The organism is Thiobaca trueperi (assembly GCF_004342175.1).
GTDB classification, from domain to species: Bacteria; Pseudomonadota; Gammaproteobacteria; order Chromatiales; family Chromatiaceae; genus Thiobaca; species Thiobaca trueperi.
In genome coordinates, this window is the sequence record NZ_SMAO01000002.1 from 92,813 (window position 1) to 118,116 (window position 25,304).

General features: G+C 63.3%; 17 protein-coding genes and 2 pseudogenes. 10 read left to right on the forward strand and 9 right to left on the reverse strand.

Annotation, left to right across the window (positions count from 1 at the left end; all coding sequences use genetic code 11):
• The first annotated feature begins 20 nt into the window (after positions 1-20).
• Positions 21-2,261: a DNA topoisomerase IV subunit A gene (parC, locus tag EDC35_RS03700; RefSeq protein ID WP_132975874.1), complete on the forward strand. Its 2,241-nt coding sequence runs from the start codon at positions 21-23 to the stop codon at positions 2,259-2,261.
• 166 nt (positions 2,262-2,427) lie between these two features.
• Here the strand turns inward: parC and EDC35_RS03705 are convergent, their stop codons facing one another.
• On the reverse strand, positions 2,428-2,769 hold the full coding sequence (locus tag EDC35_RS03705; protein ID WP_243651404.1) for a type II toxin-antitoxin system HicB family antitoxin: 342 nt from the start codon (positions 2,767-2,769) through the stop codon (positions 2,428-2,430).
• Positions 2,766-3,053 (reverse strand): type II toxin-antitoxin system HicA family toxin, encoded by a 288-nt coding sequence (locus EDC35_RS03710; protein ID WP_243651406.1) that lies wholly within the window; start codon positions 3,051-3,053, stop codon positions 2,766-2,768. The genes EDC35_RS03705 and EDC35_RS03710 overlap by 4 nt, the downstream gene beginning before the upstream one ends.
• A 178-nt stretch (positions 3,054-3,231) precedes the next feature.
• Here EDC35_RS03710 and EDC35_RS03715 point away from each other — a divergent pair, with 178 nt between their 5' ends.
• The 3 genes and pseudogenes from EDC35_RS03715 to EDC35_RS19080 all read left to right on the forward strand — a co-directional run.
• Complete coding sequence (locus EDC35_RS03715; RefSeq protein ID WP_132975876.1) at positions 3,232-4,353, forward strand: response regulator; 1,122 nt, start codon at positions 3,232-3,234, stop codon at positions 4,351-4,353.
• Between the two features lie 1,287 nt (positions 4,354-5,640).
• Positions 5,641-6,753: pseudogene (locus tag EDC35_RS19075) on the forward strand (PAS domain-containing protein); the annotation flags it as partial.
• A gap of 159 nt (positions 6,754-6,912) precedes the next feature.
• Positions 6,913-8,367: pseudogene (locus tag EDC35_RS19080) on the forward strand (response regulator); the annotation flags it as partial.
• A gap of 151 nt (positions 8,368-8,518) precedes the next feature.
• Here EDC35_RS19080 and EDC35_RS03725 read toward each other — a convergent pair.
• From EDC35_RS03725 to EDC35_RS03735, 3 genes are all read right to left on the reverse strand, one after another.
• Entirely contained in the window at positions 8,519-8,959 is a 441-nt protein-coding gene (locus EDC35_RS03725) for a DNA polymerase III subunit chi (RefSeq protein ID WP_132975880.1), read from the reverse strand.
• A 158-nt stretch (positions 8,960-9,117) separates the two neighbouring features.
• Positions 9,118-9,633, reverse strand: coding sequence for a 3-hydroxyacyl-[acyl-carrier-protein] dehydratase FabA (fabA, locus tag EDC35_RS03730; protein ID WP_132975882.1), 516 nt, complete (start codon positions 9,631-9,633; stop codon positions 9,118-9,120).
• Between the two features lie 198 nt (positions 9,634-9,831).
• The gene (locus EDC35_RS03735) at positions 9,832-11,550 is read right to left on the reverse strand and encodes a proline--tRNA ligase (protein WP_132975884.1); all 1,719 of its coding nucleotides are present in this window, start codon (positions 11,548-11,550) and stop codon (positions 9,832-9,834) included.
• A 362-nt stretch (positions 11,551-11,912) separates the two neighbouring features.
• Here EDC35_RS03735 and EDC35_RS03740 point away from each other — a divergent pair, with 362 nt between their 5' ends.
• The 4 genes from EDC35_RS03740 to ilvC all read left to right on the forward strand — a co-directional run bounded on the left by EDC35_RS03740 (position 11,913) and on the right by ilvC (position 16,527).
• Positions 11,913-12,968 carry a PilZ domain-containing protein gene (locus tag EDC35_RS03740; RefSeq protein WP_132975886.1) on the forward strand — a complete coding sequence of 352 codons (1,056 nt, stop codon included), beginning with the start codon at positions 11,913-11,915 and terminating at the stop codon, positions 12,966-12,968.
• A gap of 138 nt (positions 12,969-13,106) precedes the next feature.
• Complete coding sequence (locus EDC35_RS03745; RefSeq protein ID WP_132976295.1) at positions 13,107-14,843, forward strand: acetolactate synthase 3 large subunit; 1,737 nt, start codon at positions 13,107-13,109, stop codon at positions 14,841-14,843.
• A 39-nt stretch (positions 14,844-14,882) separates the two neighbouring features.
• The gene (gene ilvN / locus EDC35_RS03750) at positions 14,883-15,374 is read left to right on the forward strand and encodes an acetolactate synthase small subunit (protein ID WP_132975887.1); all 492 of its coding nucleotides are present in this window, start codon (positions 14,883-14,885) and stop codon (positions 15,372-15,374) included.
• Positions 15,375-15,510: 136 nt separating this feature from the next.
• Complete coding sequence (ilvC, locus tag EDC35_RS03755; RefSeq protein ID WP_207896123.1) at positions 15,511-16,527, forward strand: ketol-acid reductoisomerase; 1,017 nt, start codon at positions 15,511-15,513, stop codon at positions 16,525-16,527.
• A gap of 129 nt (positions 16,528-16,656) precedes the next feature.
• Here the strand turns inward: ilvC and folE are convergent, their stop codons facing one another.
• Positions 16,657-17,295, reverse strand: coding sequence for a GTP cyclohydrolase I FolE (gene folE / locus EDC35_RS03760; protein ID WP_132975891.1), 639 nt, complete (start codon positions 17,293-17,295; stop codon positions 16,657-16,659).
• 130 nt (positions 17,296-17,425) lie between these two features.
• Between folE and EDC35_RS03765 the strand changes: the two genes are divergently transcribed.
• Complete coding sequence (locus EDC35_RS03765; RefSeq protein ID WP_132975893.1) at positions 17,426-18,568, forward strand: extracellular catalytic domain type 1 short-chain-length polyhydroxyalkanoate depolymerase; 1,143 nt, start codon at positions 17,426-17,428, stop codon at positions 18,566-18,568.
• 98 nt (positions 18,569-18,666) lie between these two features.
• Complete coding sequence (purL, locus tag EDC35_RS03770) at positions 18,667-22,557, forward strand: phosphoribosylformylglycinamidine synthase (RefSeq protein WP_132975895.1); 3,891 nt, start codon at positions 18,667-18,669, stop codon at positions 22,555-22,557.
• A gap of 148 nt (positions 22,558-22,705) precedes the next feature.
• Here purL and EDC35_RS03775 read toward each other — a convergent pair whose 3' ends face one another.
• From EDC35_RS03775 to EDC35_RS03785, 3 genes are all read right to left on the reverse strand, one after another.
• Positions 22,706-23,713, reverse strand: coding sequence for a response regulator (locus EDC35_RS03775; protein WP_132975897.1), 1,008 nt, complete (start codon positions 23,711-23,713; stop codon positions 22,706-22,708).
• 250 nt (positions 23,714-23,963) lie between these two features.
• A complete protein-coding gene (locus EDC35_RS03780) occupies positions 23,964-24,656 on the reverse strand; it encodes a M48 family metallopeptidase (RefSeq protein ID WP_165903338.1) in 693 nt (230 codons plus the stop codon).
• Between the two features lie 21 nt (positions 24,657-24,677).
• On the reverse strand, positions 24,678-25,304 hold the full coding sequence (locus EDC35_RS03785) for a glycine zipper domain-containing protein (RefSeq protein WP_132975901.1): 627 nt from the start codon (positions 25,302-25,304) through the stop codon (positions 24,678-24,680).

The following is a 25,304-nucleotide window of genomic DNA, read 5'->3' on the forward strand; positions in this document are numbered from 1 at the left end:
CAACGGATGCTGATCGACCCATGCTGGAAACCCTGACCCATCACGCCGAGGGACTGGAACGCCGCCCCCTCAAGGATTTCACCGAAAAGGCGTATCTGGATTATTCCATGTACGTCATCCTCGACCGCGCCCTGCCGCATGTGGGCGACGGGCTCAAGCCGGTGCAGCGGCGCATCCTCTATGCCATGTCCGAGCTGGGTCTGTCGGCATCGGCCAAGTTCAAGAAATCGGCGCGTACCGTCGGCGACGTGCTCGGCAAGTTCCATCCGCATGGCGATTCGGCCTGTTACGAGGCGATGGTGCTGATGGCGCAGCCCTTCAGCTATCGCTATCCGCTGGTGGACGGTCAGGGCAACTGGGGCTCGCCGGACGATCCCAAGTCATTCGCTGCGATGCGCTATACCGAGTCGCGTCTGACGCCCTATGCCGAGCTGCTGCTGGGCGAGGTGGATCAGGGCACCGTGGACTGGCAGCCCAATTTCGACGGCACCCTGGAGGAGCCCCGACTGCTGCCGGCGCGTCTGCCGAATCTGCTGCTCAATGGCACCACCGGGATCGCCGTCGGCATGGCGACCGACATCCTGCCCCATAATCTGCGCGAAGTGGCGCGCGCCTGCGTGCATCTGCTGGAGCATCCCGAGGCGACGGTGGAAGACCTGATGCGCTTCGTGCCAGGGCCGGATTTTCCGACCACTGGCGAGATCGTCACCACGTCCGACGACTTGCTGAAGCTCTATCTGACCGGCGGCGGCAGTGTCAGGCAGCGCGCGCGCTACGAGGTGGAGCGGGGCGACATCGTCATCACGGCCTTGCCCTATCAGGTCTCGGGCAGTCGCGTGCTGGAGCAGATCGCGGCGCAGTTCAATGCCAAAAAGCTGCCGATGATTGAGGATTTCCGCGACGAATCGGACCACGAATACCCGACCCGCTTCGTCATCGTGCCGCGCTCCAACCGGGTCGATGTCGAGCGTCTCATGTCGCACCTGTTCGCGACCACCGATCTGGAGCGCAGCTATCGGGTGAACATGAACCTGATCGGTCTCAATGGCCGGCCCAGGGTCATGAATCTGCGCGAGATCCTGTCCGAATGGCTGACCTGTCGCACCGAGACCGTGCGCCGTCGTCTGCAACACCGGTTGGACAAGGTGCTGGAGCGGCTGCATCTGCTCGACGGTCTGCTGATCGCCTTTCTCAATCTCGACGAGGTGATCCGCATCGTCCGCACCGAGGACGAGCCCAGGCCGATCCTCATGGCCCGCTTCGCACTCTCTGAGGCGCAGGCCGACTATGTGCTCAACACCCGTCTGCGCCAGCTCGCGCGACTGGAGGAGATGAAGATCCGCGCCGAGCAGGCCGAACTGGCGCAGGAGCGGGATGGCTTGCAGCGTCTGCTGGGCAACGAGCAGGCGCTGAAACACCTGATTCGCGACGAGATCACCGCCGATGCGGAGCAATATGGCGATGCGCGCCGCTCGCCGCTGGTCGCCCGCGCCGCTGCTGCCGCCATCGACGAGACCGAGCTTTCGCCGAGCGAGCCGGTGACGGTGGTGCTGTCCGAAAAGGGCTGGATCCGCGCCGCCAAGGGGCACGAGGTCGATGCCGCCGGACTCAGCTACCGCTCCGGCGACCGTTTTCTCGGCGCGGCTAGGCTGCGCAGCAGTCAGAGCGTCGTCTTTCTGGATTCGACCGGACGCAGTTACTCGCTGCCGGCCCATACCCTGCCCTCGGCGCGCGGGCAGGGTGAGCCGCTCACCGGTCGGCTCGATCCGCCGCCCGGTGCGCGCTTCGTCGCCGTGCTCGGCGATGCGCTCGAGACGCGCTATGTGCTGGCCTCCGATGCTGGTTATGGTTTCATCGTGCGGCTGGAGGATCTGCTGGCCAAGCCCAAGGCCGGTAAGGCGGTGCTGACGCTGTCTCAGGGCGCGGAGGTGCTGCTGCCGGTGCCCTTGACCGATCCGGCGGCGCGGCTGGTGGCGGTGACGAGCGCGGGCTATCTGCTGCTGTTTCCGGTTTCAGACCTGCCTGAGATGCCGCGCGGCAAGGGCAACAAGCTCATCGGCATTCCTTCGGCTAAGGCTGCTAACCGTGAGGAAACGCTCATCGCGCTGGCGCTGGTCTCGGCGGGCGACAGCCTGACCGTGCTGGCGGGCAAGCGTGGACTCACCCTCAAGCCGGCTGATCTGGAGGTCTATCAGGGCGAGCGCGGGCGGCGGGGACGGTTGCTGCCGCGCGGATTTCAGCGGGTGGATGGGTTGGGTTGATGGTTCGTTGGTGCGAATTGATTCGCACAGGTGGGACGGGGCATTCACCCCATCCCGCCGGGGGCCGTTCGTTGTCGTTGTCGTTGTCGTTGTCGTAATCGTCGGCTTGCGAATCTTCGATTACGACAACGATCAGAGAGGGTTTCAGAACATCTGCATTGCTGCACTAACCAGCTTCAAGCTCGTGGTGGACGGCTCTTTCGACCAGGGCATTGAGACTGATGCCAGCGGCTTGGGCGGCTGTCACAGCTTGGGCGTGCAGAGTAGGCGAAAGGCGCACGACGAACTTGCCGCTGGCCTGTTTTTTGGGCGAGATGCCGTGTTTGGCGCAGGTCTCAAGGAAGAAGTCCAGAGAAGCGCGAAACTCGCGGCGCAGTTCGTCTGGCGTGCGACCGTAAAAGTCGGCACCACCGTTCAAGCCTTGAATCTCACCGCGAAATTCGTCTGTTTCCGGGTTATAACGAATCACGGCGGTGTAACCGTCCAGTTCCATCGTGTTCATCGTCATGGCGTCACCTCATGTTGTTTTAACCAGTCGCGCAATGCAGCAACCGCTCCCTTGTCCATCTTTGGCGATGGATGGGGCTTGTGCAATACGCGAACTTCACCGAACAACACCACGCCGACGCGCGAACCTTCGCGGTTGGTTTCGATGACTGCGCCAAGCTCGACCAGTAGTGCCAACACGTCATCGAACCTGACGTTGGCCGATACCGGGCGATGGAAGATCAGCGAGAGCGTCTTGGCGTGTTTATGTTTCACATCCACAATAGTATTGAAAAATAGTATCAAGCGAAAGGCGCAAGCTGGCTCGGAAAGTCAGGGGCGAGCGGCGACGATGTCTGGCCATTGCATAAGGTTTCGTCCTCCAGTCGGACGCGATTTAACGCGGGATTCAGTTGCGATGACCGGCATAATCCTGTCAAATTCCCCCACCCATGCTGTGCCGGATGCGGTTTCAGGAGGCTGAATGATCGACGGTGTTCTGCCGACGATCCTGATCGTCGATGATTCGCCTGAGAATCTCACCGTTCTCAGCGAGCTGCTGCAACCGGATTATCGGGTGCGCGCCGCCACGTCCGGCGAAAAGGCGCTGCGGATCGCCGCCACCGAGCCCTGGCCGGATCTGATCCTGCTGGATGTGATGATGCCGGGCATGGACGGCTACGAGGTCTTCACCCGGCTGCGCGCGGATCCGGTCACATGCGAGATTCCGGTGATCTTTGTCACCGCGATGGACAGCGCCGAGGCCGAACTGCGCGGGCTGGATGTCGGCGCGGTCGATTACATCGCCAAGCCGATCATACCGGCGATTCTGCTGGCGCGGGTCCATACCCAGCTCGAACTCAAGCAGGCGCGCGACTGGCTCAAGGATCAGAACGCCTGGCTCGAAACCGAACTCGCGCGGCGCATGAGCGAGAATCTGGTGGTGCAGGATGTCAGCATCCATGCGCTGGCGCATCTCGCCGAGATCCGTGACCCGGAGACCGGCAATCATCTGCGTCGCACCCAGGGTTATGTGCGCTCGCTCGCCAATCAACTGCGCGAGCATCCGCGTTTCGCGAGCTTTCTCACCGACCACACCGTTGATCAGTTGTCCAAATCCGCGCCGCTGCATGACATCGGCAAGGTCGGTATCCCGGATTCCATCCTGCTCAAACCCGGCAGGCTGATGCCCGAAGAGTGGGAGATCATGAAGACCCACGCCAAGCTGGGAAGCGACGCCATTGAGCAGGCCGAGCGTGACGCTGACCGCCCGGTCGAGTTTCTGGTGCTGGCGAAAGACATCGCCCATTATCATCATGAGAAATGGGACGGCAGCGGCTATCCCGATGGTCTGGCCGGCGACGCCATCCCGATCGCCGCGCGACTCATGGCCCTGGCCGATGTCTTCGATGCGCTCATTTCGCCGCGCGTCTACAAGCCGCCGATGACCTTCACCGAGGCGTTTGACATCATCGTCGCCGGGCGCGGCAGCCATTTCGACCCGGATGTGGTCGATGCCTTTCTGTCCCGGTTCGATGAGTTCTGCGAGATCGCGGTGCGTTATCGTGAGAACGAGCCACATCCGCCCCAATCGTCTCCGGGGTGACGGGCATCTCAATCCAGACAGGAGTCAGGGGATGACCAGGTTTGAATCCATGTCGATTTAGCCTCCTGCATCACGGGAGGGCATAGGGAGATGGCAATGATCCACGATTCTGAACGCCGCCCCCGTCCGCGTGCCTCATCCGCCATCCTGACGGTGGTGCTGGTCTACGCCATCTTCGCCGGGCTCTGGATTCTGCTGTCTGACAAGGCGCTGTCATGGCTGGTCAGCGCCCCGGCAGAGGCCGCCCTGATCAATACACTCAAGGGCTGGCTGTTCGTCGCTGTCACCTCGGTGCTGCTCTATGGTCTGATGCGGCGCTGGCTGGACCCGACCGCCCGGACTGCCGCAGCCGAGACCAGACTCCCCGATCCGTCATTCCGCACCATGCTGCTGCCCCTCAGTCTGCTGGCGGTGGCCATTGTCATCCTGACTGTGAGCGGCATCGCGCTCGATTTCCAGCGTTTGAAGGCGAGCGAGACGGACCGTCTCAAGACCATCGCCGAATTCAAGACGCGCCAGATCGCCGACTGGTTCGAAGATCGTCTGAACCATGCCCGTTTTCTGCGGGCCAGTCATTTTGCCGATGCATTCGATGCGCACTGGTTCGCGGACGGTCAGTCGGTGGCCGACATTGCGCTGCTAAACCGGCTCAAGGTCTTCCTGCGTTACAACGGCTTTCAGGGCGCCCTGCTGCTCAATACACAGGGCGCACCGCTGTGGAGTGCGGATGGCAGGGCAATGACCGCTGATGTGCGGCTGGCGGCGGCGGTCAGACAGGCCGTCATCCGGCAGGAGGTGATCCAGCATGGACCCTATCGCGATGACTCGGGTCGGATCCTGCTCGATTTTCTGGTGCCCCTGTCAACGGCGTCGGACGGCGTACCCGAAGCGGTCATCGCGCTGCATACCGATCTCACCAAGGATCTCTATCCCGAGATTGAAATCTGGCCCGTGCCGACCGAGAGCGGCGAAACGCTCCTGTTCCGGCGCGATGGCGATCAGGTGTTGTTCCTGAACGAACTGCGCCATCAGTCCGACACCGCTCTGACGCTGCATCTGCCGCTGACGAGCAGTCGGCTTCTGTCCGCGCGCTTTCTGCGCGATCCGGCGCAACTGGGTCAGATACTGGAAGGCGTCGATTATCGCGGCGAGCCGGTCGTGGGGGTGGCGCTGGCGGTGCCCGGAACCGACTGGTTTCTGCTGGTCAAGCAGGATCGCGCCGAGCTGTATGCCGTGACCTTCTATAACGGGATCTGGATTGGACTGGCGGGTCTGCTGGCGCTCTTCATGGCTGTCAGCGGCGCCTTTCTGCTGCGCCAGCGCCAGCAACTGGCGCTCGCCGCTGCCCTGCATCAATCGCAGTCTGAACGTTTGAATGCACTGAATCTGCTGGGCGCCATCGCCGACGGGTCAAGCGACGCCATTTTCGCCAAGGATCGAGCGGGCCGGTATCTGCTGTTCAATCGTGCCGCCGTGCGGCTCGTCGGCCAGCCTGTCGAGGCGGTGCTGGGGCGTGTCGATGACCAGCTTTTTCCGCCCGATGACGCGCGGTTGATCCGGTCAAACGACCGTCAGGTCATGCTTGCCCAGGAGAACCTGACCTTCCGCGAACCGTTGACGACGCAGGATGGCGAGGAGCGGCTGTTTCTGGCTCTCAAGGGACCGCTCTACGACACCGATGGTCAGGTGATGGGGATGTTCGGGATCTCACGTGACATCACCGAGACCGAGCGGGCCAATGAGGAACTGGCGCAGTACCGCCAGCATCTGGAAGAACTGGTCGCGGCGCGCACCGCCGAATTGCGTCAGAAGACCCGCTCGCTGCGGGCGCTGATCGACAATATCCCGCACCTGATCTGGATGAAGGATGTCGAGGGCCGTTTCGTCGCCGTCAACCGGTCGCTGGCGGAGGCGGTCGGTTGCCACTTTGCCGATCTGGTGGGCAGGACCGACTTCGAACTCTGGCCGAACGAACTGGCCGAGTGTTTCCGCGCCGACGATCTCGATGTCATGGCGACGGGCAAACAGAAAACGGTCGAGGGCGGGGTGCTGGCCCAGCATCCCGAGATCCTCTACGAGACCTTCAAGGCGCCCATCCTGGACGCCGATGGCAGCGTGCTGGGGACGGTGGGTTTCTCCCGCGACATCAGCGCCGAGAAAGAGACCGAACGGGTTCGGGATCTGGCGCGGCAGGCCGCCGAGGCCGCCAGTCTCGCCAAGAGCGCCTTTCTGGCCAATATGAGCCATGAGATCCGCACCCCCATGAACGCCATCGTCGGGCTCACCTATCTGCTCCAGCAAAGCGGCGTCACGCCTGAACAGGCCATACGTCTGGGCAAGATCGAATCCGCCGCCCATCATCTCCTGTCCATCGTCAATGACATTCTCGACCTGTCCAAGATCGAGGCGGGGCGACTGGAACTGGAGCAGACCGATTTTTCGCTGACGGCGATTCTGGACTATGTCTATTCGCTGATCGCCGACCAGGCCAGATCCAAAGGGCTGACCCTGGAAGTGGATACGGACGCGGTGCCGCTGTGGCTGCGTGGCGATCCCACCCGTCTGCGTCAGGCGCTGCTCAATTATGCCGGCAACGCGGTCAAGTTCACCGAGCGCGGCACCATCAGTCTCCGCGCGCGTCTGCTGGAGGAGGTCGGGGACCGGTTACTGGTGCGTTTCGAGGTGAGTGACACCGGTATCGGCATCGCGGCGGACGAACTGCCGCGACTCTTCGCGGCTTTCGGACAGGCCGATGTCTCGACCACGCGCAGGCACGGCGGCACCGGTCTGGGACTGGCGATCACCCGGCGTCTGGCCCAGCTCATGGATGGCGATGTCGGCGTCGAGAGCGTGCAGGGACAGGGCAGCACTTTCTGGTTCACCGCCCGTCTGACGCCGGGGCGCGGCGTCATGCCGGTCTCCACCGCGACGCCCGCACATCATGCCGAAGCCGATCTGCGCCGCCGCTGCGCTGGCGCGCGTCTGCTGCTGGCTGAAGACAATGCGGTCAACCGCGAGGTCGCGCTGGAGCTGCTGCACGCCGTGTCTCTGAACGTGGATATCGCGGAAAACGGTCGGGAGGCGGTGGCCAGGGTGGCCGCCGGCGCTTACGACCTGGTGCTGATGGATGTGCAGATGCCTGAAATGGACGGACTGGAGGCAGCCCGCGCGATCCGCGCCCAGCCCGAACAGGCCGCAGTGCCCATCCTCGCCATGACCGCCAATGCCTTTGAGGAAGACCGGCGGCTCTGCCTGGAGGCCGGCATGAATGACTTTGTCGCCAAGCCGGTGGAGCCCGAAACGCTCTATACCGTCCTGCTGAAATGGCTGCCTGCGACCGGCGAGGCCAGGGCATCGGCATCGCCGGTCGAACCGCCGGACAACCTGATCGCCTATCCCTGGCTCGCTGCCGTTCCCGGTCTGGACGGCCTGCGCGGGCTGGCGGCGGTGCGTGGTCAGCGCGCCATCTATCTGCGTCTGCTGCGACTCTTCGCGCAGACGCATGGCGGCGATATTGCCCGACTGCGCGAGCGTCTGGCGACCGGCGATGAGCTGGGGGCGGTGCGGGTGGCGCATGGTCTCAAGGGTGCGTCCGCGACCCTGGGCGCGGATCGGCTGGCGACCCTGGTGGCGCGACTGGAGGTGACGCTGGGGCGCCGCCCCGATCAGGGGGTGATCGAACCACTGATTGAGGAGGTCCGGCACGAACTTGAACGTCTGGTCGCCGCGATCCTGGCCCTGCCGGACGTGCACGAATGGACGCAGTCAGATACGCCGCCGCACGCGCTCAGTCATCTGCACCAGGTGCTGGATGAACTGGATGCGCTGCTGGCGGAGGACAATGTCCAGGCCGTGCAGTTCGTCCGCGACTCGGACGACCTCCTGCGCGGCATCCTGGGCGACGCCTTCCAGACGCTGATGCAGGCCATTGAGCGTTTCGATTTCGACGCCGCGCGAGTGACATTGAACGCCGCGCGTGCACGGCTGGGTGACGAGGCAGGGGATAAAGAATAGACAGGATTAACAGGATTTTTCAGGATTGAAAGGATTTTAAATCATTGTTTCTAATATCTTAAACCGCGTCCGCTCTCACGGTCGTTGATGCTGCCGAGGTTGATCCAGCCCCAGAACATGGCATGCCGCACTGGGCGCGGTTTAATCCTGTCTATTTCCCCTGCAACCGGATCTGATGGTGTTCCAGCGGATAACCCCGTTCGCGATAGATACGGAAACGCGCGCGTCCGGCGGCGCGGGTGGCGGGGTCATGGTCGATCGGTTCGCATAACCGCGCGAAGCGATCGACGAAGTCGGGAATCCCGCCGGACAGATTGATGAGCGCCTGATGCTCGGTCTCGGGGGTTCCGTCGCGGCTGATGAGCACCGGGGTCAGCCCGGCATCCACCTGACCGACCAGACCATGCGGCAGAAACCCATCCTCGCGGAAGGTCCAGAGCAGACGGTCGAGATGACGCGCCTGCTCGGCGTCAGGGCAGTGGATGAGCACCCGCAGATCGCTGGCGCGGATCCGCTCCACCAGCCGGCAGGTCAGCAGAAAGCGGTCGCCGCGACTGTCAGGCTGGAGGCTGTAGAAATCGATGCGGGTCATGTGTGAGCGCCCCTGAACTGCGAAGGCGCGAAGGCTTTCAGCCTGTCCGAAACGCCGCGAATGAGACAGGATTGACAGGATGATTCAAGATCAACAGGACAAAAAAAATCCTGTCCATCCTGGGAAATCCTGTTGATCCTGTCCATTCAAAGCACCGGCTAAAAACCATCCGTCGAGGTGAAGAGCCCCACTCGCAGATCGGAGGCGGTATAGATGGTGCGGTCATCGACCTGGACCACACCGTCGCCGATGCCGAGCACCAGCTTGCGGCTGATGACCCGCTTCATGTCGATGTGATAGGTCACTCTGGTGGCGCTCGGCAGCACCTGCCCGGTGAATTTGACCTCACCTACGCCCAGCGCGCGACCGTGGCCGGGATTGCCGATCCAGCCCAGATAGAAGCCGACGAGCTGCCAGAGCGCATCGAGCCCAAGACAGCCGGGCATCACCGGGTCGCCGGGAAAATGGCACTGGAAGAACCAGAGATCCGGGGTGATGTCGAGTTCGGCAAGGATCTCGCCTTTGCCATTGGCGCCGCCGAAATTCGCGATACGCACGATGCGGTCCATCATCAGCATGTTGGGCGTCGGCAACTGGGCATTGCCCGGACCGAACATCTCGCCGCGCCCGCAGGCCAGCAGTTCATCGCGATTGAAAGAGGCTTCTTTGTTCACAGGCGGTCTGGAGTCCCTAGAGAAGGTAATAGTTGAATTCGAGAATGGACAGGATTAACAGGATTTCTCAGGATGGGCAGGATTTTTCAATCGAGCCTTAATCAGGTGCGGCGCGTTCATTTGCTACCGATCCAACTATCAAAACATCCTGTTAATCTTGGAAAATCCTGTTAATCCTGTCCATTTTTTAAGTGTGTCTTAAGCCCGCAGGCGCTCGCGGACGAAGCCGACGATCTCGGCGATGGGCACGAGCTGCATGGCCTCGTCGGTGCGGCCTTTGTATTCGACCACGCTGTCGTCGAGTCCCTTGTCGCCCACGACGATGCGGTGGGGGATGCCGATGAGCTCCATATCGGCGAACATGACCCCGGCGCGGGCGTCGCGGTCATCGAGCAGGACGTCGATCCCGGCGGCCTGCAAGTCGGCATAAAGCTGCTCGGTCGCCTCGCGCACCCGGTAGGATTTGCCGAGTTTCATCGGCAGCAGCGCGACCTCGAAGGGGGCGATGGGGGCCGGCCAGCAGATGCCCTGCTCATCATGATGCTGCTCGATGGCGGCGGCGACCACGCGCGAGACGCCGATGCCATAACAGCCCATGGTCAGGGTGGTGGCGCGTCCGTCCTCGCCGAGCACGGTGGTTTTCATCGCCTCGCTGTATTTGCGTCCAAGCTGGAAGATGTGCCCCACCTCAATGCCGCGCGCGATGGTCAGGGTGCCCTGACCATCAGGGCTGGGATCACCCTCGACGACGTTGCGCAGATCGGCGACCTCGGGCAGCGGCAGATCGCGGCCCCAGTTGAGTCCGAACCAGTGTTTGCCGTCCGCATTGGCGCCAGCACTGAAATCGGCGGTGACCGCGACCGTGCGATCAGCGATGCAGGGGATGGGCAGGTCTTTCGGGCCCAGCGAGCCGGGGCCGGCGCCGATGGCCTCACGGATCTCGGCCTCGGTCGCCATCCGCAGCGGCGCGGCGACCTGGGGCAGTTTCGCGGCCTTGATGGCGTTGAGTTCGTGATCGCCGCGCACCAGCAGGGCGATCAGACCGCCGCCGCTTTCCTCCGATGCGGCGACGACGAGCGTCTTGACCGTGCGTTCGACCGGCTGGCCGAACTGCTCGACCAGATCGGCGATGGTGCGCGCATTCGGCGTCTCGACCAGACGCGCCGCTTCGTTCGGCGCGGGCAGGGTGTCGGTCAGCGCCACCGCCTCGGCCAGTTCGACGTTGGCGGCATAGTCGCTCGCGGTCGAGAAGGCGATGGCGTCCTCGCCGGAGGCCGCCAGCACATGGAACTCGTGCGAGGCGTTGCCGCCGATGCTGCCGGTATCCGCCTGTACCGGGCGGAAGTCGAGCCCGCAGCGGGTGAAGATGCGGCAGTAGGTCTCGTGCATCTGGCGGTAGGTCTCAGCCAGCGAGGCGTCGTCCAGATGGAATGAATAGGCGTCCTTCATCAGGAACTCTCGCGCGCGCATGACGCCAAAGCGCGGACGGATCTCGTCACGGAACTTGGTCTGGATCTGATAGAAATTGATCGGGAGCTGTTTGTAGCTCTTGAGTTCGTTGCGGGCGAGGTCGGTGATGATCTCTTCGTGCGTGGGGCCGAAGCAGAACTCGCGCTGATGGCGGTCTTTGAAGCGCAGGAGTTCGGGGCCATACTGGTCCCATCGGCCCGACTCCTGCCAGAGTTCGGACGGCTGCACGGCGGGCATGGAGATCTCCAGTGCGCCAGCGCGATCCATTTCTTCGCGCACGATCCGCTCAACCCGGCGCAGCACGCGCAAGCCCATTGGCAGCCAGGTATAGAGCCCGGCGGCGAGCTTGCGGATGAGCCCGGCGCGCAGCATCAGCCGGTGGCTGGCGATTTCGGCGTCAGATGGTGTTTCTTTGACGGTCTGTAGAGGGAACTGAGAAGTACGCATTGCAACGCCAATCGCCAGGTAAAGCGGGGGAGTTTATTGTTCAACGCGAGTGGAAACAACTCTTAAACTGTGTCATGTCGATCTCCATCCAGTGCAGCATCCTGGAAATCCTGAGGCCGTTCGCTTCGTTGTCGCTGTCGTAATCGTTGTCGTAATCGAAAGATTCGCAAGCCGACGACAACGATTCAGAAACGGTTTCGGAACATCTGCACTGCTGCACCAGATGCCTGTCTGCCATTTTCCAGCATGCCCGAACGGATCAGGCTTGTTAAAGTACGTCACTATCGAGTCGATGCCGGCTCCAGACCTCAAACATCAAGACGCAGGACACCTTGCCGATTGATCACCAGGAACATCCCGAGATGCAGCAGCCAGTCACTGAATCGAGTCCCCATGATCGACGCACCCAGGCGCGGATTCGGGTTCAGATCCCCATCAAAGTGATCCTGCCGGGTGTGGCGGAACCTGTCACCGCGCTCAACGAAGACATTTCCTGGGGCGGTGCGCTCTTTGCCATGGCTGAGCCCCTGCCGCAGCAGACGGAGCCCCTGCGTATCGTCCTGCCCTGGAAGCGTGACGAGCAGATCACAGCCGACGCCCGGTTGCTGCGTGCGCGTCCGCTGGAGAATGGCCGCTATCTGGTTGCCGTGCGTTTTGTCAGTCTCTCGCCCCGCAGCCAGTCACGACTGGAAAGGCTGCTGAAAATGCTCGGGGCCGGTGGGACGCAGGCGCATGGCGGCCCTTCCGACGGTCTGGTCAGGGAACTCGAAGTGACGGTCAATGATGCGGAGGATCTGCGCCGGATGCTGCTCCAGATCGCAGAGGGGCATTACAGCGTGACGGTGTTCGATGCCTATGAACTGGATCAGAGCATCCGTCTCTCGATTGCCGGCACCAAGGATCTGCCCGGCATCCGTCTGAGAACGCGCGTGGTCAAGGTGGAAAAGTCACACACCAAAGGGTTTGAGTGGGCCGATCTCCATACCCTGACGCTGGAGTTCGAGCATCCGCGCAAATCGCTCAAGGCGCTGGCCTCGCTGCTGTTGGGCCAACTGCCCGAGACCCAGGACGATTCCTATCTGTGTTTCTCCGAGATTCCCAGTTGGGTTCGCACCGCCGCCCCGCCCCTCGGCAAGTCGTCCGGTGACAGTCAGCCGTGTCCAGTGTCCGGGAGCACGCAACGCTGCGTGCTTGAGACGGATTTTCCAGAGGCGCTCAATCACCTGACTGCCGGCTGGGGTGATCCGGATGCCTTTCATGAATTGTTTCAGTCTTTGGTGATGGGGGACCACGGTCAGCCTGGCGGCTGGCCCGAAAATGCCTGGGAAGAGATTGAATTCCTGCAGAATCTGCATGACAGGTCGTATGGCCTGCCCAGAGCACGGCAGAATCCGTTGAAAGGCGGCAGACTCGCCTGAGTGGCCGGCGAATGGTCTGGCTTGACCCCTGTTGACGATCCCTGTTAGGCTCAGTCCCTTTTCAACCTTTTCCATGATCTGATTCGGAGGTCACTGAAGGTGGCACTGACTGGGGCGGAAGCGGATGGGGCGGATGCGATGGCGGTCGAGGAACTGAGCGGGGGCGAGATCGTCGTCCAGGCGCTCCTTGATGAAGGGGTCGAACTCGTTTTCGGCTATCCCGGCGGCTCGGTCCTGCATATCTATGACGCGCTCTTCAAGCGCGGATCGGTCAGACATATCCTGGTCCGTCACGAGCAGGCTGCCGCCCATGCGGCGGACGGCTATGCGCGCGCGACCGGCAAATGCGGCGTCTGTCTCGTCACCTCGGGACCGGGCGCGACCAATGCCGTGACCGGCATCGCCACGGCCTATATGGATTCCATCCCGATGGTGGTGCTGACCGGACAGGTGCCGACGCCGGTGATCGGCAGCGATGCCTTTCAGGAAGTCGATACCGTCGGCATCACCCGGCCCTGCGTGAAGCACAACTTCCTGGTCAAGGATGTCCGCGATCTGGCGCTGACCATCCGCAAGGCGTTTTACATCGCGACCACAGGCCGGCCCGGCCCGGTGGTGGTGGACATCCCCAAGGATGTGACGGATCCCAACGTCAGGGTGCCCTATCACTACCCGCGCGAGATCCGGATGCGTTCCTACAATCCGGTTGAGAAGGGGCATCCGGGACAGATCAGGAAGGCGGTCGATCTTCTGCTCCAGGCCAAACGTCCGGTGTTCTATACCGGCGGCGGCGTGGTGCTCGGCGAGGGTTCGACGCAGCTCACCGAACTGGTGCGCGCGACCGGCTTTCCGATCACCAGCACGCTCATGGGGCTCGGCGCCTTCCCGACCACCGATGGCCAGTTCATCGGCATGCTCGGGATGCACGGCACCTATGAGGCCAACATGGCGATGCACGAAACCGACGTGCTGATCGCCATCGGTGCCCGCTTCGATGATCGCGTGACCGGCAAGATCGAGCATTTCTGTCCGCACGCCAAGGTCATTCATATCGATGTCGATCCGTCATCGATCTCGAAGAATGTCCGGGTGGATGTGCCCATCGTGGGTCAGGTGGCGAGCGTGCTGACCGATCTGCTGCGGCTCTATCGCGAGCGCCAGCCGCAGCCCGACGCGCAGCCGGTCGCCGACTGGTGGGCGAAGATCAACGAGTGGCGTCGGCTCGACTGTCTCCGGTATGACCGCGCCAGCGCCGCGATCAAGCCCCAGTTCGCCATCGAGACGCTCCACAAGGTCACCAGTGGCGAGCTCTATGTGACCTCGGATGTCGGTCAGCATCAGATGTTCGTGGCCCAGTTCCATCCTTTCGACAAGCCGCGCCGCTGGATCAACTCGGGCGGTCTCGGCACCATGGGCTTCGGTCTGCCGGCGGCGATGGGGGTGCAGCTCGCGCATCCTGAGGCCCAGGTGGCCTGTGTCTCGGGCGATGCCAGCATCCTCATGTGCATCCAGGAGCTGGCGACCTGTCAGCAGTATTCGCTGCCGATCAAGGTCATCCTGCTCAACAATGGCTACATGGGCATGGTGCGGCAGTGGCAGGAGCTCTTCTACGAGAGCCGCTACTCGCATTCCTATGTCGATGCCCTGCCGGATTTCGTCAAACTCGCCGAGAGTTTCGGGCATGTCGGGATGCGGGTCGAGCGGCCCGCCGACCTGGAAGGCGCGATGCGTGACGCCTTCGCGATGAAGGACCGTTTCGTGTTCCTGGATGTGGTGGTCGATCCGACCGAAAACGTCTATCCCATGATCGTGGCCGGCAAGGGACACCATGAAATGCAACTGTCCCCGAGCCTGACCGAGCGCGAACTGTCCTGACCGCCGTCCAGAATCGATCCGATACGAGAGTTTTCGACTATGAGACACATCATCGCCGTGCTGCTGGAGAACGAGGCCGGAGCGCTGTCGCGCGTCGCCGGACTCTTCTCGGCCCGTGGCTATAACATCGAATCGCTGACCGTCGCGCCGACCGACGATCCGACCCTCTCGCGCATGACCCTGGTCACGACGGGCAACGACGAGGTCGTCGAGCAGATCAAGAAACAGCTCAACAAGCTGATCGACACCGTGAAGCTGCTGGATCTGTCCGAAGGACCGCACATCGAGCGCGAGATGATGATGGTCAAGGTGCGTGCCGAGCGATCCGACCGCGAGGAACTCAAGCGTCTGACCGACATCTTCCGCGCCAAGATCATCGATGTCACCGACACCAGCTATGTCATCGAACTGACCGGTGCCTCGCGCAAGCTCGACGCCTTCATCGACGCGCTGCCCGAGGGACTGCTGATCGAGGTCGTCCGCTCCGGCCCGACCGGCATCGCCCGTGGCGAAAAGGGTCTGAACCTGTAGGATGGGTGGAGCGCAGCGCAACCCATCGTCCCCGCTACACCAAACAGATTGACCTCAACCAGCATGCATGTCGGGTTACGCCCTCCGGGCTGACCCGACCGACACATCGACACCAACCAGGACCGTTCGCATGACCATCAACGTGTATTACGACAAAGACGCCGACCTTTCCCTGATCCAGGCCAAGCAGGTCGCCATCATCGGCTATGGCTCGCAGGGCCATGCCCATGCCAACAATCTCAAGGACTCAGGCGTCTCGGTCACGGTCGGTCTGCGTCCGGGCTCCGATTCGGCGGCCAAGGCGGCGAACGCCGGTCTGACCGTCAAGTCCATTGAAGAGGCCGTGGCTGGCGCCGACGTGGTGATGATCCTTGCCCCCGACGAGCATCAGGGCGCGCTCTACCGCGAGCAGGTTGCCCCGCACATCAAGCAGGGCGCGGCCCTGGCCTTTGCCCACGGCTTCAATGTTCATTTCGGCCAGATCACCCCGCGTGAAGACCTGGATGTCATCATGATCGCCCCCAAGGGGCCGGGCCACCTGGTGCGCTCCACCTACACCCAGGGTGGCGGTGTGCCCTCGCTGATCGCCGTTCATCAGGACGCCAGCGGTCAGGCGCGCGAGATCGCGCTGGCCTATGCCTCGGCCAATGGCGGCGGTCGCGCCGGCATCATCGAGACCAATTTCCGCGAGGAGTGCGAGACCGACCTCTTTGGCGAACAGGCGGTGCTCTGCGGTGGTCTGACCTCGCTGATCAAGGCCGGCTTCGAGACCCTGGTCGAGGCCGGTTATGCGCCTGAAATGGCCTATTTCGAGTGTCTGCACGAGGTCAAGCTGATCGTCGATCTCATCTATGAGGGCGGCATCGCCAACATGCGTTACTCGATCTCCAACACCGCCGAATACGGCGACCTGACCCGTGGTCCGCGTGTCGTCAACGCCGAGACCAAGGCCGAGATGAAGCGCATCCTGACCGAGATTCAGACCGGCCAGTTCGCCAAGGAATTCATGCTGGAGAATCAGGCTGGCGCCGCTTCGATGAAGGCCATGCGTCGTCTGGGCGCCGAGCATGAGATCGAAGTGGTCGGCGAACGTCTGCGCGAAATGATGCCCTGGATCCGCGAGAAGAAGCTGGTCGACAAGTCGCGCAACTGATCCTGCTGCTTTAAATTGGACAGGATTAACAGGATTCACAACAGGATATTAAAATCCTGTCGATCCTGTCCAAAATGCCTGTCAAACGGCTTTCCGGGAAAATGCCCGATCACTGGCGGAATCTCGGGTTCAGTTGCGGATGAATGACATGAACTCGGCGCGGGTACTGGGGTTCGCATCGAAAGCTCCGCGCATGGCGCTGGAGACCGTGGTGCTGCGCTGCTTCTGCACGCCGCGCATCATCATGCAGGTGTGACTGGCCTCCATGACCACCGCCACGCCGTGGGCGCTGAGATGTTCCATCAGGGCGTCCGCGACCTGATTGGTCAAGCGTTCCTGAACCTGGAGCCGGCGGGCGAAGACATCGACCACCCGCGCCACCTTGCTCAGTCCGACGACCTGTCCGTTCGGCAGATAGCCGACATGGGCATGCCCGAAGAAGGGCAGCATGTGATGCTCGCACATGGAGTAGAACTCGATGTCGCGTACCACGACCATTTCTTTGACATCCTCCTTGAAAATGGCCCCTTTGAGGATTTCCTCCGCCGACAGGCTGTAGCCGCTGGTCAGAAAATCCATCGCCTTGGCGACCCGTAGCGGGGTGCGGCGCAGACCTTCGCGCTCGGGATCTTCGCCAATCTCGGTCAGCATGCTGCGCACGAGCGATTCTTTGCGTGGGTCATAGACCTCTTCGGCTGATTCAGCGTCGAAACTCGTGGCGTAACGCCCGTGAGTCAGAACCTGAGACAGTTTTGGTTTTTCTGACATGGAGTGGCCTCGTTGTTCGTTGCTCGTGAAGGGTTCAATCAAATCCGTTCCACAAGGTGGGGCTGGTTTTGGAAAAAGGAACGCCGCCGATGCTGGCACAGCGTCTGTATTGCAACCGGAAATTTCTGATATGAATGATTCGTTTCGGGACGCCATGTTTGAGGCGACCCAACTGACCCAGGCGGGCCGACTGGCCGATGCGACGGTCATCATCCAGCGCGCCCTTGGCAACCTGTCTGGCGTCGCCGAGGCGATCCCCGATGAGCGGGATGTCATTGAGGGCGATTTCCAGATGGCAGCAGAAGGATTGACGGGGGTTGAAAATCGCCCGGATGCCAGCGACGTCATGATGTCCGGGGGCGGCATGGAGTCTGACCCCCTGCTCAATGAGATGTCCGGCCCTGGTTTTTTCGGCGGCTCCTACGCCAATCAGGCCGGCAGCCGTGACTACCGGCTCTATCTGCCCGGCCAGCGCGCCGGGGTTCGGCAGGCGCGGCCCCTGATCGTCATGCTGCATGGCTGCGGACAGGATCCCGAAGACTTCGCCACCGGCACCCGCATGAATCAGCTCGCCGAGGAGCAGGGCTGGGTCGTGCTCTATCCGGCGCAGGCCGACTCGGCCAATCTGTCAGGTTGCTGGAACTGGTTCAACGAGACGGATCAGCAGCGCGATCAGGGCGAGCCGTCCATCATCGCCGATCTGACGCGACAGGTGATGGCTTCCCACAATATTGATCCGCAGCGCGTTTATGTCGCGGGTCTGTCGGCAGGTGGCGCGATGGCGGCGACCCTGGCGGCGACCTATCCCGACCTCTACGCCGCCGTTGGCGTCCATTCCGGTTTGCCGCATGGTGCTGCGCGTGACATGGTCTCCGCCGTCGGCGCCATGCGTCAGGGTGTGGTGCGCAGCGGCTGGATCTCGCCGCCGTTGCAGAATCGTCCGTTACCAGCCATCGTCTTTCATGGCGACTGCGATACGACCGTGCATCCCGCCAATGCGCTGCAAGTGATCGCGCAGGCCTGCGGCCATCCGGCCTGCATGGAGGTTGGTGTGCAGGTCAGACAGGGGCGTATTCCCGGCGGTTACGGTTTCACCCACACCCGCTATCAGGACGCGGAGGGTCGTGCCAGGGCCGAACTCTGGCTGGTTCACAGCGCCGGTCACGGCTGGATGGGTGGCGATGACCTCGGCACCTACGCCGAGCCGCACGGGCCGGACGCCTCACGCGAAATGCTGCGGTTTTTTGACGAGCATCCCCGGCGGGATCGCTGATCCGGCTGTCCGGGAATGCTGATTGACATTCGCGCCGCCCCAACCGAAGCGGGCTCAAGTATCATTCCATTCTCTCCACGCATCCGGAGCAATCGCCCATGCTGGTCCTTCGCGGCGCCCCCGCCATGTCCGAATTCCGTCTCCGCAAGCTCGCCGACCGTCTGCGCGAGCATATCGGGATGCCGATTCAACCCTACGCCGAGTTCATTCATTTCGCCCAGTTGTCCGGTGAGCTGAACGGGGACGGGCAGGCGGTTCTGGAGCGCCTGCTGCGTTATGGTCCGAGCCTGCCCGATCATGACCCGGCGGGCGCGCTGGTGCTGGTGGTGCCGCGTCCGGGGACCATCTCGCCCTGGTCCTCGAAGGCGACCGACATCGCACACAACTGTGGTCTGAGTGCGATCCGGCGGCTGGAACGCGGGGTCGCCTATTACCTGACCCCGGCATCCGGCGGGATCGACGAGCGCACGCTGCGGGAGGCATCGGCCATCCTGCACGACCGCATGACCGAGCTGGCGCTCTTCGATCTGGATGCGGCGCAGCGTCTGTTCGAGGCCGCCGAGCCGCGTCCGCTGCGGCGGATCGCGCTGCTGGCCGACGGACGTCCGGCGCTGGTCGCGGCCAATCTGGAACTGGGTCTGGCCCTGTCCGACGACGAGATCGACTATCTGGCCGGGAATTTCGCCGCGCTGGGACGCGACCCGACCGATGTCGAGCTGATGATGTTCGCGCAGGCCAACTCGGAGCACTGCCGGCACAAGATCTTCAACGCCGACTGGGTCATCGACGGCGAGCCGCAGACGCATTCGCTCTTCGGCATGATCCGCCAGACCACCCAGGCGTCGCCCGAGGGCGTGCTGTCGGCGTACAAGGACAATGCGGCGGTCATCGCCGGCTGGGAGGGTCGGCGCTTCATCCCCGACCCGGCAAGCGCCGTCTATGGCGAGCACGAGGAACCCATCCATATCCTGATGAAGGTGGAGACCCACAACCATCCGACCGCCATTGCCCCGCATCCGGGCGCGGCGACCGGCTCGGGTGGTGAGATCCGCGACGAGGGTGCGACCGGTCAGGGCGCCAGGCCCAAGGCGGGGCTCTGCGGGTTTTCGGTCTCCAATCTGCGTCTTCCCGGTTTCGTGCAGCCCTGGGAGTCCGATCACGGCAAGCCGGGACGCATCGTCTCGGCGCTCGACATCATGCTCGATGGCCCCATCGGTGCGGCGGCCTTCAACAACGAATTCGGGCGACCCAATCTCGCCGGCTATTTCCGCACCTATGAACAGTGGATTCCTGGCCCCGATGGTGAACCCGAACTGCGCGGTTATCACAAGCCGATCATGCTGGCCGGGGGCTTGGGCAACATCCGCGCCGAGCATGTCGCCAAGCAGCCGTTTCCGCCCGGTACACCCCTGATCGTGCTGGGCGGGCCGGCGATGCTGATCGGACTCGGCGGCGGCGCGGCCTCCAGCATGACCTCCGGCAGTTCGGCGGAGGATCTGGACTTTGCCTCGGTGCAGCGCGCCAATCCCGAGATGGAGCGCCGCTGTCAGGAGGTCATCGACCGCTGCTGGGCGCGCGGCGAGGAAAACCCCATTCTTTTTATCCATGACGTGGGCGCGGGCGGACTCTCCAACGCGCTGCCCGAGCTGGTGCATGACGGCGAGCGCGGCGGCCACTTCGAGCTGCGTGAGGTGCCGAACGACGACCCCAGCATGTCGCCGATGGAGATCTGGTGCAACGAGTCGCAGGAACGCTATGTCCTGGCCGTGGCGGCGGAGCGGCTTGATGCGTTCAAGGCGATCTGCGCGCGCGAGCGCTGTCCCTTCGCGGTGGTCGGCGAGGCGACCGAAGCGGAAGAACTCCGGCTCAGTGACCGGCAGTTCGGCGACTGGCCCATCGATATGCCGCTGCCGCTGCTCTTTGGCAAACCGCCCAAAATGCAGCGCGCGGTGCAGCGGATCGACCCGCCGCGAACGGCCATCGCGACTGCTGGCATTGATCTCGGCGAGGCCATTTTCCGCGTGCTGCGACTGCCGACGGTCGCGGACAAGAGCTTTCTCATCACCATCGGCGACCGCAGCATCACCGGGCTGGTCGCGCGCGAGCAGATGGTCGGACCCTGGCAGGTGCCGGTGGCCGACTGTGCCGTGACCCTCAGCGATTATCGCGGCTTCACCGGCGAGGCCATGGCTATCGGCGAGCGCACCCCGCTGGCGCTGCTCGATGCCCCCGCCTCGGGCCGGATGGCGGTCGGCGAGGCGCTGACCAATCTCGCCGCGACCTATATCCACGACATCGGCGACATCAAGCTCTCGGCCAACTGGATGGCGGCGGCGGGCCATGCGGGCGAGGATGCACGGCTCTATGACACGGTCGCGGCGGTGTCGCGTCTCTGTCAGTCGCTCGGCATCGCCATCCCGGTCGGCAAGGACTCGATGAGCATGAAGACCGTCTGGTCTGGCGAGGACGGCGCGCGTCGCGAGATGACCGCCCCGCTGTCGCTGATCGTCTCGGCCTTCATGCCGGTTGAGGATGTGCGTCAGACCCTCACCCCGGTGCTGCGCACCGACGAGGGCGATACCGATCTGATCCTGATCGATCTGGGGCGCGGCCGGAACCGGCTTGGCGGCTCCTGTCTGGCCCAGGTCTATGGCCAGCTCGGCGATCAGGGGCCGGATCTCGATCAGCCCGAGCTGCTGGTGCAGTTGATTGCGGCGCTCCGCGATCTGTTCGGCGAACTGATGCTGCTCGCCTATCATGACCGCTCCGACGGCGGACTGCTGGTCACGCTCGCCGAAATGGCCTTTGCCGGACATTGCGGGATCGATATCGATCTGGATGCCCTGGGGCCGGATCCGCTCGCCGCACTCTTCAGCGAGGAACTGGGCGCCGTGATCCAGGTACCCCACAGCGGGACCGACTGCGCGCTGAAGATCCTCCGCGATCAGGGGTTGGGCGCATGCAGCACCGTGATCGGGACACTCAATGACGACGACCGGATCCGCATCCGGCGGCACGGTCAGGTGCTGTTCGAGTCCGGTCGGGCCGAACTGCAACAGGTCTGGTCCGAGACCAGCTACCGCATGCAGTCGCTGCGCGATCATCCCGACTGCGCCGCCGAATCCTTCGCGCGCATCGTCATGGATGATCCCGGACTCCATGCCGAGCTGACCTTCGACCCGGACGATGACATCGCCGCACCCTATATCGAGCGTGGCGCTCGTCCAGCCATCGCCATTCTGCGCGAACAGGGCGTCAACGGTCAGGTCGAGATGGCGGCGGCCTTCCATGCGGCGGGCTTCGAGTGTGTCGATGTACATCTGTCCGACATCATCGCCGGGCGCGTCGATCTGGCGCGCTTCCGGGGTCTGGCGGCCTGCGGCGGCTTTTCCTATGGCGACGTGCTGGGAGCCGGGGAGGGCTGGGCCAAGACCATCCTCTTCAACAACCGGGCGCGGGATCAGTTCCAGACCTTTTTCGCGCGCTCGGATACCTTCGCGCTCGGCATCTGCAACGGCTGTCAGATGCTCTCCAATCTGCGCGAGCTCATTCCGGGTGCGGATCATTGGCCGCATTTCGTGCGCAACCGCTCGGAGCAGTTCGAGGCGCGCACCCTGATGCTGGCGGTCGCCGACACGCCTTCAGTGCTGCTGGCGGATATGGCCGGCTCGCGGATGCCGATCGCGGTCGCGCATGGCGAGGGCCGCGCCGAGTTCCGCGACGCCGCGCAGTTGGCCGCTGCACAACCCTTCGTGACCGTTCGTTACGTGGAGAACGATGGCCGCGTGGCCGAACGCTATCCGGCCAACCCCAACGGTTCGCCGGAGGGCATCGCCGGTCTGACCACGGCGGATGGACGGGTAACGATCATGATGCCGCATCCCGAGCGGGTCTTTCGCGGGGTGCAGAATGCCTGGAATCCCGAAGAGTGGGAGCAGGACGGCCCCTGGATGCGGCTGTTCAGAAATGCACGGGTCTGGGTGGACTGAGGGCGTCGATTCGCGGCAACCGCCACTCAGGCGATTGCCCGGAAAGGTGATGTCAGCGCCGATGTTAGACAGGATTAACAGGATTTCCCAGGATTGACAGGGCTTTCAACTAATTGTTTTTAATCCTGTTAATCCTGTCCAATAGCGATCAGGTGCGCAGCAGGAAAAACACCAGGCCAGCGGCGCCGATGCCGAGGATCGCCGCCACGGCGATCAGTCCATGAAGTCGGCCGATTGCCCCGCGCAAGGCCTGTTCGGTCGCCTGCAGCGATTGCTGGGTCGTGATGAGCGCCGATTCGACGGCCTCCTGCGCGGCGCGGCGGGCCATTGCCTCCGTCCTGGCGAGAAGCGCCTGATCGCTCTCCTCCCCCCGCTCATGCCGGGCTGCCGCGCCGCTGGCGGGCGCGGCGTCGCGCAGATGGGCCTTGACCGCTTCCATGAGATGTCCCCGTTCGGCCTCGATCCCGCGCCGGAGCAGATCGGGCAGGGTTTCGGTGGCCAGACGTGTCGAGATCGCCTGCAAATCCGCCATCGTGGGCGGCGGTGCCGCCGTGCGGCGTGCCGCCTGTTCCGCCGCGAGACGGTCGTCAAGGATCTGGCGGACGTCGTTCTGGAGACCTTCGGTCAGATGGCGACGCAGATCATCGAGCATGGGCGTCAGCAGATGGGTCAATCGTTCATCCACACGCGCATTGATGAGTCTGGTGATGGCGTCCTCCGACAGCCCTGACGCCGTGGCGCCCATCACCGGTTTGCTCACTGCTTCGACTGGCGCGGATGTGCCGGGCGCGGCGAGACTGGCATGCAGTTTGTCGAGAATGTCAGGGAGCAGATCGGCGGCGGCTGATTTTGGCAGGATGCCGAAGACCCCCTTTTTGTTGGCCGTGGCGACGAATTCAGGCTCTTCGTGCGAGGTGCACATGATCACCGGGATCTGAGCCGTGCGCGGATCTTCACGGATCACGTCCAATGCCTCGAAGCCATTCAGCCCCGGCATCATGTGGTCCATCAGAATGGCGTCCGGCAGTTGCGTCTTGAGGATCTCGAAGGCCGACTCAGCGGAATCCGCCGTCTCGACCTCGACATTGTGACGCTGGAGCTGGAGCCGCAGGGCATACCGCGCGGATTTGGAGTCATCGACCAGGAGTATCTTCATCGGGGGCATGTTTCCAATGATGGAGTGGATGGAAAGATCGCCTTGCGTGGCGACATTTTGACCCTGGCCAGGGATGTGGGCAAGCAGGAAGGTACGTCCGCCCATTTCGATCATCGCTCGGGCCAGACGTGCACGACCCTGGATGCGGCTTGGGCTGGAGGTCAGGCACGGCGGGAGGATGTTCGGTCGGCCCGGGCGACTGGACCCGGGCGTAACCGAATGAAAAGCACTGCATCACATCACATCGGACTCAACGACAAACCGTCTCTCCGCCATTCCATTCGCCGAGATCCTCCTGCACGCTTTCCCGTGCACGCCTGAAGGCGGGTGAGTCGGTCTGCGACCGGGAGGTTGACGCCGCCGGGATCGCCCGCAGGGCGTTCAGACGTTTGGCAAGTTGCGGCGAGGAGCCGCCGGGCGCTTGCGTCAGACAGCGCAGGACGGCTGCCATCGCCTGAGGATCGAAACCGGCAGCGGTGAGCAGATCGACTGCTTTGGCGTCCGCCTCCAGTTCCGTTTTCAGATCGAAATGCTGCGTGACGCCGCCAAGATCGATACGCTCGGCGCTGCGCGGTGCCTGGCGGCAGAAATGATCCAGTTGCTGATGAGCGATCTCATGCGCGAGGACGGCGGCGAGTTCTGACTCGCTGCGCACGAAGGCGACGAGTCCGTCGCTGACGACGAAACGCCCGCCGCCGAGGGCGAAGGCGCTGGGTTCGAGATTGCGCACGACCGCAAACTCCCAGCGGCGCTGTCTTTGCGGATCGACCGTCCGCGTCAGGCGGCGCCCCAGATCCTGCACGGCGACCGCGACCGGATCCAGCGATGGCCGCAGGGGCCATTGCTGCCGGATCTCCTGCATGGTGCGGTCGGCCTGGGCGTCGGAGACGCAGCCGACGTCCGCTCCGCCGCCCAGCAGACCGCCGAACAGCCAGGTTGACATCAAAAAGGCGTTCATCGGCAATCAGGAGCGAATGACAAAGCTCGACTCGTCCATGTCATAGCTTCCACCCGACTTGACTGAGTGTTCGATCACATAGGTTCCCGGTGGCACGTCCGGCGGAATGGTGATCTCGGCCTGGGCCTCCCAGCCGCCAGCACTCCGGCTGGTGGATTTTTCCGGGAGCTGGGTGACGACCTTGCCGTCTTTTTTGAGTGTCCAGCTTTCTGTCACCAGGGCTGTGCCGGCGCTCGATGGCAGCATGACCGAGTAGTCGGTGACGATGTTGACCGGTTGTCCGGCGCGCACTGATTTGGGCGAGTTGGAACCCCTGCGGATCTTGACCTGGGTGCTGCTGACCGGTTTGGTCAGGCCGTAGACCCGGTTGTCGGCGGAGCTGGAGCGCACCTGCCGCGCCTGATACTGGTTGATGGCGACCACGCCCCAGCCCAGTACCCCACCGATTGCTGCGCCGGTGGCGCAGCCCCGGGCGTCGCCCGAAACCAGCGCGCCCACGCCGCACCCGAGTGCCGCGCCGATACCGGCCCCCATCGCCTGCCCCTGGGTGTCGCCGGTGGTGACGCAGCCGGAGAGCGTCAGGGCGATGGCGACTGTCAGCGCCGTCATGCTGCTGCGATTCGAGATAGTCAT

Coding starts and splice junctions, on each gene's coding strand:
- EDC35_RS03785 (WP_132975901.1), bottom strand. CDS start 25,304: ATGACTATCTCGAATCGCAGCAGCATGACGGCGCTGACAGTCGCCATC.
- EDC35_RS03740 (WP_132975886.1), top strand. CDS start 11,913: ATGCAGCAGCCAGTCACTGAATCGAGTCCCCATGATCGACGCACCCAG.
- purL (WP_132975895.1), top strand. CDS start 18,667: ATGCTGGTCCTTCGCGGCGCCCCCGCCATGTCCGAATTCCGTCTCCGC.
- EDC35_RS03735 (WP_132975884.1), bottom strand. CDS start 11,550: ATGCGTACTTCTCAGTTCCCTCTACAGACCGTCAAAGAAACACCATCT.
- EDC35_RS03775 (WP_132975897.1), bottom strand. CDS start 23,713: ATGAAGATACTCCTGGTCGATGACTCCAAATCCGCGCGGTATGCCCTG.
- folE (WP_132975891.1), bottom strand. CDS start 17,295: ATGTCAGAAAAACCAAAACTGTCTCAGGTTCTGACTCACGGGCGTTAC.
- EDC35_RS03705 (WP_243651404.1), bottom strand. CDS start 2,769: ATGACGATGAACACGATGGAACTGGACGGTTACACCGCCGTGATTCGT.
- ilvN (WP_132975887.1), top strand. CDS start 14,883: ATGAGACACATCATCGCCGTGCTGCTGGAGAACGAGGCCGGAGCGCTG.
- parC (WP_132975874.1), top strand. CDS start 21: ATGCTGGAAACCCTGACCCATCACGCCGAGGGACTGGAACGCCGCCCC.
- EDC35_RS03780 (WP_165903338.1), bottom strand. CDS start 24,656: ATGTCAACCTGGCTGTTCGGCGGTCTGCTGGGCGGCGGAGCGGACGTC.
- EDC35_RS03725 (WP_132975880.1), bottom strand. CDS start 8,959: ATGACCCGCATCGATTTCTACAGCCTCCAGCCTGACAGTCGCGGCGAC.
- EDC35_RS03715 (WP_132975876.1), top strand. CDS start 3,232: ATGATCGACGGTGTTCTGCCGACGATCCTGATCGTCGATGATTCGCCT.
- EDC35_RS03745 (WP_132976295.1), top strand. CDS start 13,107: ATGGCGGTCGAGGAACTGAGCGGGGGCGAGATCGTCGTCCAGGCGCTC.
- EDC35_RS03765 (WP_132975893.1), top strand. CDS start 17,426: ATGAATGATTCGTTTCGGGACGCCATGTTTGAGGCGACCCAACTGACC.